Annotated in this window: 13 protein-coding genes; 2 read left to right on the forward strand and 11 right to left on the reverse strand. The window is 42.7% G+C overall.

What is annotated here, in order from left to right; all coding sequences use genetic code 11:
* Window positions 1-17: 17 nt before the first annotated feature.
* The 3 genes from IPZ60_RS02980 to IPZ60_RS02990 form a co-directional block, all read right to left on the reverse strand.
* Window positions 18-704 carry a GntR family transcriptional regulator gene (locus IPZ60_RS02980; protein ID WP_194196391.1) on the reverse strand — a complete coding sequence of 229 codons (687 nt, stop codon included), beginning with the start codon at window positions 702-704 and terminating at the stop codon, window positions 18-20.
* 290 nt (window positions 705-994) lie between these two features.
* Complete coding sequence (locus IPZ60_RS02985) at window positions 995-2,479, reverse strand: histidine kinase dimerization/phospho-acceptor domain-containing protein (protein ID WP_194196392.1); 1,485 nt, start codon at window positions 2,477-2,479, stop codon at window positions 995-997.
* Window positions 2,469-3,188, reverse strand: coding sequence for a heavy metal response regulator transcription factor (locus IPZ60_RS02990; RefSeq protein WP_194196393.1), 720 nt, complete (start codon window positions 3,186-3,188; stop codon window positions 2,469-2,471). The genes IPZ60_RS02985 and IPZ60_RS02990 overlap by 11 nt, the downstream gene beginning before the upstream one ends.
* Window positions 3,189-3,657: 469 nt before the next feature.
* Here IPZ60_RS02990 and IPZ60_RS02995 point away from each other — a divergent pair, with 469 nt between their 5' ends.
* Together IPZ60_RS02995 and IPZ60_RS03000 are read left to right on the forward strand one after the other, a co-directional pair.
* Window positions 3,658-4,293, forward strand: a complete 636-nt coding sequence (locus IPZ60_RS02995) for a DUF411 domain-containing protein (protein ID WP_194196394.1) — start codon at window positions 3,658-3,660, stop codon at window positions 4,291-4,293.
* Between the two features lie 143 nt (window positions 4,294-4,436).
* A complete protein-coding gene (locus IPZ60_RS03000; protein ID WP_194196843.1) occupies window positions 4,437-4,610 on the forward strand; it encodes a hypothetical protein in 174 nt (57 codons plus the stop codon).
* A gap of 361 nt (window positions 4,611-4,971) precedes the next feature.
* On the opposite strand, the gene IPZ60_RS03005 is transcribed toward IPZ60_RS03000, so the two are convergent.
* From IPZ60_RS03005 to IPZ60_RS03040, 8 genes are all read right to left on the reverse strand, one after another.
* The gene (locus IPZ60_RS03005) at window positions 4,972-5,883 is read right to left on the reverse strand and encodes a haloalkane dehalogenase (protein ID WP_194196395.1); all 912 of its coding nucleotides are present in this window, start codon (window positions 5,881-5,883) and stop codon (window positions 4,972-4,974) included.
* A gap of 320 nt (window positions 5,884-6,203) precedes the next feature.
* Window positions 6,204-6,632 (reverse strand): DUF6789 family protein, encoded by a 429-nt coding sequence (locus IPZ60_RS03010; RefSeq protein WP_194196396.1) that lies wholly within the window; start codon window positions 6,630-6,632, stop codon window positions 6,204-6,206.
* Between the two features lie 30 nt (window positions 6,633-6,662).
* Window positions 6,663-7,358, reverse strand: coding sequence for a haloacid dehalogenase type II (locus IPZ60_RS03015; RefSeq protein WP_194196397.1), 696 nt, complete (start codon window positions 7,356-7,358; stop codon window positions 6,663-6,665).
* Between the two features lie 223 nt (window positions 7,359-7,581).
* Window positions 7,582-8,916 (reverse strand): patatin-like phospholipase family protein, encoded by a 1,335-nt coding sequence (locus IPZ60_RS03020; protein ID WP_194196398.1) that lies wholly within the window; start codon window positions 8,914-8,916, stop codon window positions 7,582-7,584.
* 587 nt (window positions 8,917-9,503) lie between these two features.
* A complete protein-coding gene (locus tag IPZ60_RS03025; RefSeq protein WP_194196399.1) occupies window positions 9,504-10,175 on the reverse strand; it encodes a cytochrome c in 672 nt (223 codons plus the stop codon).
* Window positions 10,176-10,269: 94 nt separating this feature from the next.
* The gene (locus tag IPZ60_RS03030) at window positions 10,270-11,901 is read right to left on the reverse strand and encodes a flavin monoamine oxidase family protein (protein WP_194196400.1); all 1,632 of its coding nucleotides are present in this window, start codon (window positions 11,899-11,901) and stop codon (window positions 10,270-10,272) included.
* A gap of 174 nt (window positions 11,902-12,075) precedes the next feature.
* Window positions 12,076-13,512, reverse strand: a complete 1,437-nt coding sequence (locus tag IPZ60_RS03035) for a cytochrome c (protein WP_227669229.1) — start codon at window positions 13,510-13,512, stop codon at window positions 12,076-12,078.
* Window positions 13,513-13,675: 163 nt separating this feature from the next.
* Window positions 13,676-14,290, reverse strand: a complete 615-nt coding sequence (locus IPZ60_RS03040; RefSeq protein ID WP_194196402.1) for a YceI family protein — start codon at window positions 14,288-14,290, stop codon at window positions 13,676-13,678.
* Window positions 14,291-14,311: the final 21 nt, after the last annotated feature.

The following is a 14,311-nucleotide window of genomic DNA, read 5'->3' on the forward strand; positions in this document are numbered from 1 at the left end:
CCTAGTTGAGCGCTCAGTTATCCAAGTATGTTCTCCCATTTAAACTCTTTGGAGCTATTAGACTTATCTAAGTTTAGAGCTTTTTCAATATGTCCTAAGTGATGTTGCATCAATGAAATAGCCTTATTTTTATCTCCTGATTCAATAGCAGAAACGATGTGTTGATGCTCATCTTCAGGGCAGGCAGGCGTATTGGGGACATCATATAAAGCTATTATTAGACAAGTCAAAGGGCATAGTTCAGCCATTGTTTTTTCTATATAACGGTTGCCACACATAGCAGCCAACAACATATGGAACTCTCCAGATAGACGAATAATAGCGCGCCGATCTGAGCATTCACGTGCTTGTTTTTCAGTGGCAAGATGTTCATGCAGTAACTTGATATCGTTATCTTTTATGTTAGCTATTACCCCTCGAATTATTTCTGGCTCAAGCAAATTACGAAGCGCAAATACTTGTTTGGCTTCGGTAATAGATGGACTATTGACAAAAAAACCACGGTTGGGTAGCTGCTGAACGAGTCCGCTTTCTGCTAGCATCATCAACGCTTGATTTGTTTTAGTTCTGGAAACATTGAATGCTTCAGCCATACGTGATTCTGATAGCTTACTGCCTGGAACAAGTCGTTGCTCCATAATGGCGTTGGTTATAGACTCAGCAATTGCTTCAGCTTGGGGGTTCGCTGACTTTAATAGTTCCATGTTATGTTCTCATACTCAATTGAAGACAACTGCCAAATAATTAGCAAATTTAATTATAACATTCGAGACTATCATCAGATTAAAGAATCAATATACATATATTTTGACCAAGATTGGTGCAAATTTTTAAATTAAGTGTATTTTTTTAGAGCAATACCGCACTAATATAGAGCGACTTTGATTATTTATTTTAAGTTATTTCTGACTTGTAGGCTGTATTAGAAAATATCAGATGAGGTGGGGTACTATAGTGAGAGGTCTTCATATCAATTCTAAAGCTTTCCCTCAAATTAAGCCCTCAATAGCTCAACACTGACTTGAAAGTAATAATCATCTTTAATAGTCACGCTGACATTACCTTTATGAGCTTGTGCAATCGTTTGGACGATTGATAACCCTAAGCCCGCTCCTGTGTGCTTGTTGTCTGTTTTATGATGACGATAAAAACGCTCAGATAATTTATCTGCCTCTAGCGGGGTCATTGGCTCATCTAAACGATTGGTCATCACGATTTTTAGAGAAGATTGCTTCAATGCAGGTGATGATACCTTTTGCAGAACATTCCTAGTTGTATGCGTCATCGTCGAATCTCCAGTCGAAAAGGCTTCAATAGTGATGCTACTATCACTCGCTGCATAATAAGTGGCATTTGATATCAAATTGGCAAATAATCTCTGCAATAAACTCTCATCTCCCAATACGGCTTGGAAGTTACCTGTCTTTTGAAAGGTAATGTTACGCTCTTCCGCTACCAGCTCATAATAAGAGATAAGGTTGGTCATCATTGACTCGGTATCGATACGATTGAGCTGTGAATCAGACAGCCCTTTTTGGGTTTTTGCGAGTAGTAGCATGTTGTTGATTAGCGCAGATAGTTGCTCGAGGGTGTCATGTTGATGATGCAGTTGTTCGACATATTCATTACAGCTTCTATTTTTGCTGAGCATCACTTGAGTTTGGGTGCTAAGCGTGGCAAGCGGAGTACGCAGCTCATGCGCGATATTATCCGAAAAGCGAGACAGCGATTCAAAATTGCTTTCAAGGGTTGCCATCATGAGATTGTAAGATTCAGTCAGTGGTCGTAGCTCTCGAGGCATATCAGTAACGATGACCCTTTCATCCAAGCGCTCAGGATTAATGCCTTTCATTTTTTGGACGATGGTAGATAACGGTGCAAAACCCCAGTAGACACTCATGGCGGCCACTGATATCAGTAGCAGTGTGATTATCCCTAAAATAATACTTAACTGACGATTGAAGTGTAATAGGTATTGCTGATGGACATCGATAGGTAAGGCAATCAGTGCCAATGTTTGGTTGTTTTGAATAATAATGGCATGGTAGTTTTTACCGTTCATTGCCAATGAAAACTGTTGCTCATGGTAGGTGTCCCATAATGGCAATACTTGAAAGTCTTCGGGTAAAAAGGCTGAAAATCCGCTAGGGGCGCTCGATAGTAGTTTTCCATTTTTATCAAAAATAAGGGTTTTTATATCGTAATCAAGCCATGAAGTATGCAGGTGGTCCGCATCAGCAGGTGAAGATAATGTCAAAGCATTAGATAGAGTCGTTTGTTCATCAGTGCTATTGACACGTTTGCGCAGGTTGAAGGCGGCATGAGACAGCATTTCAGTATCCATTTGATCGAAATGGTTACTGACAGAGCGCTGAACCCAGATATAGATGATGGCTTGAGAGATAACGACAAATATCGTTAGTAAGAAAATAGTACGCCATAACAAAGGCAAGCGCCGATTGTGGATATTACTCTTCATTGTGTGCGTACTCAGCGTTGTCATTGCTATCGTCGGGTACATCTAACTTATAACCCATACCTCGTACGGTATGAATCAGTTTTATATCAAAGTCATCATCGATTTTTAGACGCAAACGACGAATGGCAACATCAATGACGTTGGTGTCACTATCAAAGTTCATATCCCAGACTTGAGAGGCAATGACAGAGCGCGGTAATACCTCGCCATGGTGCTCTAAAAATAACTGCAGTAGAGAGAACTCTTTAGCAGTAAGTTTTATGGTGGTGTGACCTCTATTGACTGTGCGCTTGGAGAGATCCATCTTTAAGTCTGCGATTTGCATGATGCTGCTTTTATAATCTGCTTGATTAGCACGGCGTAGCAAACTCTTGATTCTTACAATCAATTCAGCAAAAGCAAAAGGCTTGGTCAGATAGTCATCACCACCAATCTCAATACCTTTGATTCTGTCGCTCAGATCATCTTTTGCTGTCAAAAATAGCACAGGCGTATAGTTTCCAGCCGCTCTATAATTGCGGATTAACTCAAAGCCGCTAATGTCTGGCAACATGACATCCATGACTACCACGCTGAAATCATCCGTCATCAACGCATGATGACCATCTAAACCAGTCATATAGTGGTCTACAATAAAACCTGCTTCGGTTAATCCTTTTTTAATATATTCACCGAGTTTTATTTCATCTTCAACCAGTAGTACTTTCATATTTTCTCTATTTAGTATGATGTGCGTATTTATCACAACTGAAGTGCATGGGCATGAATAGGGTAGATGCCATTAATGCTATCAGGTGTTTAGGATTCAAGTTATATTAGTTTTTGATACGTCAATTCTGTGTGGCAGTATATGTTTGATAGAAATCATACAGCTGACATAATCATAGGGTTTCAACGTCATATTAAAGGAAACGGTCGCGCATTAGAATCCAAAGGCACCAACATGACAAAATTGTCATGTTGGTGTCATCTATCAGTCAGAATCAACCGTGTATGCTCCATGCTGATTTAATGGACTGTAATACCAGTCCTATCACTTTTATTAGCATCGAATCAAACCAATAGAACTCCCTGATGTGGTCATTCAAATCAATGGCGGCTTGATTGGTGCATATTGAAACACAAGCATATCTCAATATTAAATTAATCTTGGTACGAAACAAATTAGAGGCGGTCTTATGAGACACGAGAGTAGTACTTATACATATAGGCATCGCAAGATATCGAGTCATATTTTATTAGTGGCGCTGACATCGTTACTCTTTGCTTGTAGCCAACCAAGTACGGATGCACAGAATATACAAAGTATATCAAACGATAAATCTGCCACTACTGACTCGCAAGCAGTACAGACAAGCGCTGCTGAGATAGAGCCAGTCATGACTCCTGTAACCGACTCGTCTACATCACTTAAAAATGTTTCAGCCACTGTCTACAAAACGCCAGATTGCGGCTGTTGTGAGGACTGGATAGAACACATAGAAAGTCATGGTTTGGATGCAAGTGTTCAACACCCTGAAGACTTGTCTTTATTTAAAGATCGTTATGATGTTCCGCAGCAGATGCGTACTTGTCATACCGCTGTTACCGCAGATGGCTACGTCTTTGAAGGTCATGTGCCTGCAAAATATATGGCGCAGTTCTTAGCGAGCCCGCCCGCCCAAGCCATTGGTCTTGCTGTACCAGGTATGCCAGTGGGCAGTCCTGGTATGGAGCAACAAGATAAATTTATGCCGTACCAAGTAATGCAGATGAATAAAGATGGCACAACAGAAGTATATGTTGATATTACGTCTGCTCAGCAGCAACTATAGCCCTGTATGGTGTGATCATTATCAATTATTAATATCGAGCACCTTATACCTATTATTATTAACAAAACAACCTATTGAAAATGAAATGCTTTAACATCATTTTTGATATCAGTACTATAAATTTAGAACCATGGAGAAATATAATGATGAACGATACCGCTATGAATGGATCAATGATGAACGGAACCATGATGCAAGGTATGGGCATGGGTGGCATGATGATGTGTATGCTATTTGCACTATTGCTATTTGCAGTACTCATATTAGCTGGCATCGCACTGATAAAACACTTGCGTAAGCCAGCAGCAATTGCATAATAAACGACCGTATCTGGCAGCAGGGGATAGAGATAATGTGTCTGTCCCAAGTTGCCAGAGATTGTTTTAAGCTGATGGTTCTCGACGGAGAGTTTGATTCAGTGTGATATACCATCAATAGAGATGAACAATCTAATAGGGCTGGCAATTTAATAAAATTGCCAGCCCTAATGGTATGGTGATGACGTCATTTAATGTATTTTCTAATGCTTTGCTATCAGATGTTTATTAAAAGATTGCCAGTTATAGTCAATCCTCTATAAATTGGGTACGGTGTCAGTCTCGCTTAGCCTACTACTTGTAGTGCTTTCACTCGGCTTCCTTGTATCCAAATTATATTGAACTGACTATAGTAAAAAGGTTATTCAGGGTTGTCATTAATGAACGTAACCAAAAGCTCGCCCAATGTTTCGCCCTGATCTTCTTGAAGAAAATGCCCACCATTGGTAATAATCGTATGGTTTTGACCTTTGGTCCCCGGAATAAGCTTTTGCATTATCTTATCGCCACCGTTAGTGACCGGATCTGAATCGCTGAATAAGGTGATGAACGGCTTTGTCCATTTACTCAGTTCAACCCAAGCCGCACGGTTCTTGTCTGAGGCAGGATCATTCGGTGTCGTAGGTACGAGTACAGGGAACTGTCTGGCGCCTTCTTTATAAGACTCATCAGGAAACGGTGCATCATAAGCGTCGATTACCGCCTGTGATAGCTCTGTAGTAGTACCGCTCTTGATAGCACCGCCAACATTGAATAGTGGCGTTTCTTGTGAGAATTTTTGCCATTTGCGAAAGCCTTCCCCTGGATCATGATCGCCTGTAGGGAGCATGGTATTACCAGCGGCTACCCGAGTAAATTTATCTGGGTGTGCGGCTACAAGACGAAGTCCGATCAGACCACCCCAATCTTGACAAAACAGGGTAATGTCCTTCAAATCTAATTGATCAAGTACCGATTGCATCCAGTCGACGTGACGCTGGTAGGTATAGTCTTCACGAGACGCAGGTTTGTCTGAACGTCCAAAACCAGGAAGGTCTGGGGCAATCACACGATGACCAGCGGCAGTTAATATTGGGATGACTTTGCGATATAGATAAGACCATGAAGGCTCTCCGTGTAACAATAATACTGGAGCGGCATCTTTTGGGCCTTCGTCGAGGTAATGCACACGTAGTTCACCCCCTTCGCTATCGTCGACCATTAAGTAGTTCGGCTCAAAGTCGTAATCAGATAGGTTCGCAAAACACGAATCAGGGGTTCTAAGTACTTTCATATATCATCCTTGTTATCGTTTAGGTCCATTAAATGTGACTTCAGGGTGGGGCTTTTGGTACGTGATGTAATAATTATATTTTATCTACTTCGACACTTCGACACTTCGACAGGTAGTCATCTTAATCAGCAGAGGTATCTACTATAATGAATGAGCAAGCTCGCCTTGTATATTTAAAAAATACTTCAAATAAAGACTATATCGCAGATACCTTTGTTCATGCAACACAGAGATTTCTGAAAAAGGTATGAGCGATATGTTGTACGGATAATGAAACATTCAAATTCAGTTAATACATGAATTGCTATATATAGGCTTTGTTATTTATGAACGAGCTTGGTGTAAGCTTTGCCTAATACCACGCCAAAGACGAGATGTAGCATTAAGGTTGCGATAGGTATCATAAAACCGCTTGGCATATCTAAGCCAAACATTGCTTTGCCCATTATTGGCATCACGGCAACCATCATCACAAGCCAACCTACAAAACCTATCCCGATACCGAGCCCGACGAAGTTTCTATGTAAATTATTACCAGATGCTGATGCAATGCCAATACCGTAGCCGATAGACCCAATCATAAAGTGAGCCACCAAAGCGATGGCTTTACTACCACCCATCTTGGATGCGATCATCGCGATGATATCGAAATCAGGCATTAGTCCCATCATGCTTTTGAACATGAGTAGTAAAGACATGACGATAGTAGCGATAAAGCCTGCAATTATTCCTGCTATATATTTATTCATGACCAATATCCCTTTTTTATGGTTTTATAGTTATTCTTTCTTTTTTGAGATAATTTGCTCAACCAGTGTGATAAGATCTGACGCTATAAAGTTAGGAGTTGGGACATTAGGCGCGGGTAACATAGCGTTGTAAGGGCGTGTGAGAAAGGCCCCTTGGCAGCCAACTGCTTGTGCGCCAATCGTATCCCAAAGATGAGAAGCTACTAGGCACATATCAGACATCTCCACCGATAGCTCGTTTGCCACCATTTGATAGGTCTCAGGTGCAGGCTTGAATTTCTCTACCGTCTCAACACTAAAAGACTGCTCAAAAAATTCACTCAATCCTGCTTTTTCAAGTGGTGTAGGGGAGGTGATACTCGCTGAATTGGTCAATGTCACGAGTCTAAACCCTGCTGCACGTAGTTTGGTCAATGCAGGCGCAGCGTCAGGATGAGCAGGCATATTACCCATGCGAGTTTTGAATTCTTGGATATCATCATCGGTGAGTGTGATTTGATGGATATCAGCTGTCATCTGTAATGCGCCAACACCGAGCTCACCGAAAGATGTATAAAGACCGGATAAGGTCATGACTTGCGAATACAGCACCAACTGAGCGAACCATTCTCTTAATATATTTTCGTTGTCGAACAGATGAGAAAATAAAGGTGTGAGGGTGTCGATATCTAGTAATGTCTCATTAACATCAAATACGATGATTGAGGGAGATAGGTTAGAGGGCATAAAAGCTCCTTTTAATATATAAGTATTTTAAATATATGTGCTTTGCAGTTATAAGTATTAGAGCAACAGCATCAGTAGCTATTACAGTAACTGGACTTAAGCAAGCATTCAAGTTAATTTGAGTAATCACTCAAATTTAATAATTAAGCTTAATCGAGATTTTTAAATAGCTCGCTTCGCTTAACTTGCTTATATTCTTTCGCTTAGAAGACTTGGTTATATATCACTGAAGGGCATTGCGAAAGTTTTGGAATTCTTCAGATTGATCAAGCAGACTGCTGCCAAGCGAGCGCAAATCATCGACTTGCTCAGGTTGCAAGTGAAAAGTCGTTGGCATTGCATCGAACTTTGCACGTTCGTTTTTATCTTTCACTTGATCAAAGGTTAATACTGAAAAATGCACCTCAACCTGAGGAGAGTCTGAGTCGCGCTGAGCATTCACATGCTCACCCCATTGCAAAAACTCTTTTTTAGCCGATGAGACAGTCTCGTTATTCAAAGTACCTAATGCGACCTCACTAGCAGCGGAAATGGTATCAAGAAAACTAGGATCTTTACTCTCTATTGACCACTCATGCTCTGAGTAGGTTTGTGCATTGGCAATGACGATTAGCACTTGTTTGACCTGACGCAATTTGTCAGGGCTAAATGCACCAGCCATATTCGGGACGTCGCCATATTGAGTCACAGGACTCATCATCGAGCCACGAACGCCTAGATTATCGGTGACACCGCCATCTACCAACCGAAGGACAGGCATGCGATCTGGCTGTGAATATCGGTCTAATGCACGGGCGATTGCATAACTGCGCGGTAGATGATCGTCTTGATTTAAAGCCTTATCCACCCAAGGTTGCTCTCGCTGTGCGCAGTCAGAAAAGTTACGTAGGGCTATGGGAGCAAAGATGCCAGGCACAGACGAAGAAGCCATCACTGCATTGGCCACGGGATAGCTCGATAAATCTGAACATAAAAAATCAAATTGCTGCTGAGTGAAGGAGAACGTCATGGCGTTATTTAGGTCACTGGCATTGAGGATGACATAAGGCAGTTTACCCCGACCCATATCCGCAAAGGTCTTTTGCTGAAACAGACCGCTGTCTAAGTTATCCGCTACCAGATCACCTCGATTGTATTCAGAACTGCTCATAGCGATTAGGCTTTTTGGGCGTAATGCAAGCTTGATCAGCCGAGACTGCCAGTCCTCATATAGAAACTCTGGCGCAAACCGCTTAAAGATATCATCACCAAACAAGCCGTAATAAGCAGCGGTGTAACTACCGCCTGATACTGAGGAGATGACATCTACCTCATCTAGCAGTCGACGCTCGACGCCATTGATAGTCACGGGTGTATCACGCAGTTTTTCGAGCACGCCGTAGCTAAGCGCCGCTGCCCGTGTGCCACCACCAGAAAAGGCGAGAACCACAAAGACATCATCTGAGTTTTGAGGTAAATTATTATCAAAGTCGTAACGAGTGGTGGTTTTATCCGCTATGGGTTCGTTCCAGACTCGTTGCGTACAACCTGTCAATAGGCTAGATATAAGGATAAGCATTAAGAGGAAAAGGTTGAAGCGTAATCGAGGCGCAGCTATGTAGTGTGATAGCCTTTGAAGTAGGCGTTCGTAGTAAGTAGATAGATATATACGCATGCAAACTACCTCAAAATATATATAGTCAAATCCACATAAATTCGCTACATCGTCACCCTCGCTAACCATATTAATGTATAGCTTGCACTCGGTTTTCTTGTATCGAAATTAATTGAACTCAACTATAGGTCAGGCCTCTTGTCTCTCAGTTATTTCAAAGCGGCTATCCGTGACACTTTTTATGAATTTCTAGAGAGAGCTTGACGCTTATTATATTGACCTTTCTTATAATAGATAGCTGATGCGTTCGGTTCGCAGTTGATAAGTACGATTGCTGAATATAAACAATAACGGTATAGCAATGGCCAGTCAAGATTAAATTGAGTGCCCATTCAATTTTGATAGCGGCGTGTTTAAGATCAATATCTCTAGAAGACTGGTATTTTCGTTTTAATATAGAAATGGTCTGCTCTAAAGAGCGCTAAACAATCATGCGGCAGCCTAACGTCTGATGATTGAGAATGACCATATATTAGCCGTCGTCAGCATACTTATTCGCTAGGATCAGAGCCAGGTGGAAAGTCATGGCGCAGCTGAGACACGTTGTCAGTTGTCACTATATCAGTATAGTTATTTAAATCGCTATGCACATATTGGGTAACCGCAGCTATCTGCTGATCATCCATCATGCTATGAAAAGAGGGCATACCGCGCAATCCGTTGATAACGATGCTAATGATGTAATATTTAGACTCCATTTTACTGTTGTTGGCCAATGGTGGGTAGTAACCCGCTCCCTGTGCACCTTCACCTTTGAGCATATGACAGCCCGCGCAGGATTCGTCATAAAGCTTCTTACCATCCGTAGCGAAAAACCCAGTTTTGCCTTGTGTACTGCCTTCAAATTTGGCTAGCCATTTTTGTAAGTTGGCATCGTTACTCATTTTTGGTATAGCACTGACGTCGACGATATCCATAGGCGGGCGTGTCAGCGCTTCTTTTGATAGATAGACGCCGCCCCAAGCCCCATTATTGCGGCTAGCTTGATCGTCAAACACCATGGGCGCTGTTTGCTGGCTGGCGATAGTAGCGGCGTTCTCGGTTCTATGCTGACTACAGCCTGACAACGTTATTAACGCTATCGATCCACCAACAACGAGGGTCATTATTGCCTTACCCGAGCTCAGCGGGCTAAATGGTTTGATTGGGTTTGATGTCACCATTTTTATGATTTTCCCTAATGTGTCTAGTATCATTGTTGTCATTCTTGCTTCAACGCCAGACTTGTTAACCAAAGACTTATGATTTAAAGACATGCTATCCAAGTTTCTTGGCCTTTTGATGTAAGCGCTTGGCTGCGTCTAGCCCTGATAGGATTGCGCCTTCTTGCCAAGCAGGGATATGAGAGCAATGCTCACCCGTTAATACAATACGGTGGTCAATACTGCAAAGCGACTCGTAATATTGCTGACGGCTCGACTCACTCCAAATACCATAGCAGCCGAGTGACCAAGGAATACGATGCCAAGCGACTGATGTACCTGCACGGAACTCTTTGGTGTATTGCGGATGAATCTGTTTGCCATAGGCGAGAGCCGCACTGATACGTTCTTTTGGCGTTAACGCATTGAATTTATAAGATGCCTCTCCAAAGCCATAAGCACCTAGTAACACGCCTGAACCTGAGGTGAATAAGTCTTGTGAAGGGTAGGAGATTTGGGTAATGGGCAGATCGGTATAAGTGATGCCGCCGTATATCCATTCATCTTCTTCCCAAAACCGACGCTTAAACTCAAGACCTACTTTGTAGGAGGAGTCATAAGGAACGGCAGCCATGGCTTGCTTCATTGGCTCTGAGACATTGATGTCAATTTGGGTCAATACTGACAGGGGAATATTACAAATACACCAATCAGCACGAATACTTTTAACACCACTTGTTAAGTTGCTGCTTTCAGAGTTGCTGCCTTTAGAGTTATTGGCATCGACATAGTCAACCGTGACCCCTGTTTCATCTTGATGAATCTTAGTCACCTTAGCATTGAACTGAATCATATCTCGGCATTCACGAGTGAAAGCATCACCGATCTTCCCCATACCACCAACAGGTTGGAACATGGCGGGTTGATGCACGTGAACCGTATAGTTGTTATAGAGATCAGACCACATGCCTGAACTGAGCAGCTTATCCATTGGAATGGGCGTAGAGGGTTTGGCATCGGGCATCAGCCCACCACCTGGATAGACGCTATAACCACGATGTTTCCCCGTTTCATGGCTTTTGACATAGCGGTAATCAGTATTGAGCACGCCCCAACCTTTGAGACCTTCTAACAGTTTTTCTTTGTCTTCTTTAGTCACCGTATCATCCAAGCTGCCTTTATTGACGGCTTTGGATAATAGCTCTGATACATAGCCACGAATATCGCTTTGCACGTCACCTAAGCGCTGCGGCGCACCATTGAAATGGTTGGTACGATGCAGATAAGCACGATCATTAGTTTGAATAAAGGGCTGTAATACCACATTGAACTTTTTGCAATAATGAAAGACCGCATAGTGATGCACGGGCAGTCGCCATGGCCCACCATTAAAGTAGTTGCCTTTTTCGAAGTCACAGGTAACTTCTTCGCCTCCTAATTCCGTGTATTTATCCCCACTGTTTAGCGTCCAACTGCGTCCGCCGCCGCGATTCTGGTACTCAAGGACGGTGACTTTATAGCCTGCTTTACGTAACTCATAAGCCGCAGTCAGTCCACCTAAGCCCGCACCAAGGATTACGATGCTGGCGCCAGCAGGGGCGCCTTTTAGATCTATTTCTTTTTGAAAGCTAGACTCTGAGGCAAAGCCCAATGTGGTCATTGCCTGATACATGGCCGTCGCGCCAGCCGTTTTACCAATCATCGAGAGCAGTTGTCTCCGTGTAGGGGAATGCAGCAAATCTTTCATTTAATTATCCTTGTGGTGCTCAATCTCTATATTAGTATAGTCAATCCTCTATAAAAGAGTGGCAGCGTTAACCTCGCTTGAAGTATTGCATATACATCTACACTCGGTTGCCTTGACTCTCTTTCAAACTGAATCAACTATATAAGAGGCAAACAGTCCGATTTATTTTTGGGGTTAGCCTTTCTCTTTTATCACTCGCTTAACCTTGTCGGCACTTACATCACTACTGGATAGACCGCCAAAGTTGATTCGCACATAATTGGCAATACTAGCAATCTGCGCGTGGCTTAAGTCTTTCTCAAAGCCTGGCATCTTGGGTGCAGTATTGAATGCACCTTTTGCCCCAAATGCAATCACGCCGATAAGTGCATCAGGTTTAGCGCGGCGGATGCTACTGAGACCGACGATAGCGGCATAGCGGGCATCAGGTTGAGCGTAACCATCGACACCGTGACAGCTGGCGCAATGAGTCAGATATAAAGATTTTGGTGAATCGCTATTTTCCATGCCTCTATTTTGACTGTTGATTTGACTACTGATTTGATGACTGCTTTGATTACTGCTTTGATGAGTAGTGACATGAGACTGGTCGGCTTTTGCCTTTGCCAAGTAATCCTTTTGCTCGAGTAAATCATAGGTGATAGAAGTGCTTTTTGGGCTAGGGAGTCGAGCGACATTGACTGGTATTAGGTAATCATCCGTCTTGATTGCTGGGACGACTTTTAGATAGTTAGCCATCGCACTCAAGTCTTCATCAGTGAGATAGCGTGTACTATGTGCTACCGCTTCGGCCATGGGGCCACCGGCATAAGCTTGCTTATCAAGCTTTCCAGTACGCAAATAAGTAACGATGTCACGTTCAGACCAGCGCCCAATACCCGTATCGTTGTCAGGTGTGATGTTAGGGGCAAACCACTTACCGAGCGGTGCTCCAGATAGATAGCGGTCTTTATCGAGACCTTGGGTAAGATTGCGCGGCGTATGACAAGTGCCGCAATGCTCTAGATTATTTACCAAATATTCACCGCGTTGCTGTACGGGAGTCAATCCTGAGCGATTTTCGGTAGAGGGTACATTGATGACATTCCATGCCAGCATTAAGCTGCGGATGTTTAATGGAAATGGCAGATGAGTAGTCTTTTCAGGAGGTTTATCAATGATAGGCACTGTCTGGAAATAAGCGAATAAAGCGCTAATGTCAGCGTCAGACATGCCGTGATAGGACGGATAGGGCATGGCGGGATAGATTTGATGCTTTGGCGCACGACCTTTTCGCAGGGCATTTTTAAAATCAGATTCGGTATAGTTGCCGATACCATACTGCGTAGAAGGCGTAATATTGGTTGAATAAATATTGCCAATAGGCGTCTCTATCGGTACGCCGCCGCTATAGTCTTCACGGTGGCAAGCCATACAATCTGCCGTACGTGCCACATAAGCCCCGCGATTGGCAAAATCACTATTAAGTGGACTAACATTCGGCAGACTAGTTCTAGCAGGCAGAGTCTCTCTTGGGAAACTGACAGTGTCTGCCATCGCCACCGTAGAGATTGAGCTGAGCCCTAGTGTTAGCATTAGCGTTATTGCTGAAGAAAACGACCATGCTGGCATGACTGTAGAAAGTGGCTTCGTAATGTCCTTATAATGCTGATCAATCATTCTTAGTCCCTTTTCATAAGATGTCCGCAAGTCACCGATAGTGTCTACCAAAATAAAGCAAAGTGATAAAAGTTCATATTTTAAAAACGCAATGTCGTAAAATTAAAACTGACTGCTACAGCCTAGCGGCTTCAACTTTAATGTTTAAGTTAAGGTTTTTAGTCAATCCAAACCAGCCAAATTTGTTTATATTCCATTTTGTTCGATCAATCGTCGCAGTGAAATCGCCACCGCAAACATCTTTTTTGAGGCTAGGGCTTAGATAACAATCAAACTTCGTGGCTGTTAGGCTAATAGGGTGTGTCTCACCATGTAGCGTCAGCTTGCCATCTACTCTTGTTACCTGTGGGCTTCTCTTATTTTGATCAAAATACCATTTCGTCGACTTAAATCGCGCTGAGGGGAACTTTTTTGCATCAAAAAAATCAGGCCCCGTTAGGTTGTTATTAAAAGATGGGTTGCCTGTATTGAGTGAGTCTATCGGTATAACTAATGAGATGTCACCTGTTCTTAGAATCGGGTCATATTGCAATTGACCTTTGATATCATAGAAGCCACCAGTAGTAGCAGAGGTTTTGAAGCGTTCAATGGCAAACCGTATATGAGTGCTGGCAGGATTGATAGCATAACTGGCGGCATGACTGTCATCTATAGTGCTGACAAGCAGTAATGGGATAATTGACAAGGAGTAGAGATGCAGGGGTTTTTGATCAATAAAAAAGAGGCGCATAGCTACATTCCTTTGCGAGCT

Source organism: Psychrobacter sp. NG25, assembly GCF_015234355.1.
GTDB lineage: Bacteria > Pseudomonadota > Gammaproteobacteria > Pseudomonadales > Moraxellaceae > Psychrobacter.

What these genes read in the sequence shown, in the direction of transcription:
- IPZ60_RS03030 (WP_194196400.1), bottom strand. Translation starts at nt 11,901, where the DNA reads ATGAAAGATTTGCTGCATTCCCCTACACGGAGACAACTGCTCTCGATG.
- IPZ60_RS03015 (WP_194196397.1), bottom strand. Translation starts at nt 7,358, where the DNA reads ATGCCCTCTAACCTATCTCCCTCAATCATCGTATTTGATGTTAATGAG.
- IPZ60_RS02980 (WP_194196391.1), bottom strand. Translation starts at nt 704, where the DNA reads ATGGAACTATTAAAGTCAGCGAACCCCCAAGCTGAAGCAATTGCTGAG.
- IPZ60_RS03000 (WP_194196843.1), top strand. Translation starts at nt 4,437, where the DNA reads ATGATGAACGATACCGCTATGAATGGATCAATGATGAACGGAACCATG.
- IPZ60_RS02990 (WP_194196393.1), bottom strand. Translation starts at nt 3,188, where the DNA reads ATGAAAGTACTACTGGTTGAAGATGAAATAAAACTCGGTGAATATATT.
- IPZ60_RS03010 (WP_194196396.1), bottom strand. Translation starts at nt 6,632, where the DNA reads ATGAATAAATATATAGCAGGAATAATTGCAGGCTTTATCGCTACTATC.
- IPZ60_RS03025 (WP_194196399.1), bottom strand. Translation starts at nt 10,175, where the DNA reads ATGGTGACATCAAACCCAATCAAACCATTTAGCCCGCTGAGCTCGGGT.
- IPZ60_RS02995 (WP_194196394.1), top strand. Translation starts at nt 3,658, where the DNA reads ATGAGACACGAGAGTAGTACTTATACATATAGGCATCGCAAGATATCG.
- IPZ60_RS02985 (WP_194196392.1), bottom strand. Translation starts at nt 2,479, where the DNA reads ATGAAGAGTAATATCCACAATCGGCGCTTGCCTTTGTTATGGCGTACT.
- IPZ60_RS03005 (WP_194196395.1), bottom strand. Translation starts at nt 5,883, where the DNA reads ATGAAAGTACTTAGAACCCCTGATTCGTGTTTTGCGAACCTATCTGAT.
- IPZ60_RS03020 (WP_194196398.1), bottom strand. Translation starts at nt 8,916, where the DNA reads ATGCTTATCCTTATATCTAGCCTATTGACAGGTTGTACGCAACGAGTC.
- IPZ60_RS03035 (WP_227669229.1), bottom strand. Translation starts at nt 13,512, where the DNA reads ATGCCAGCATGGTCGTTTTCTTCAGCAATAACGCTAATGCTAACACTA.
- IPZ60_RS03040 (WP_194196402.1), bottom strand. Translation starts at nt 14,290, where the DNA reads ATGCGCCTCTTTTTTATTGATCAAAAACCCCTGCATCTCTACTCCTTG.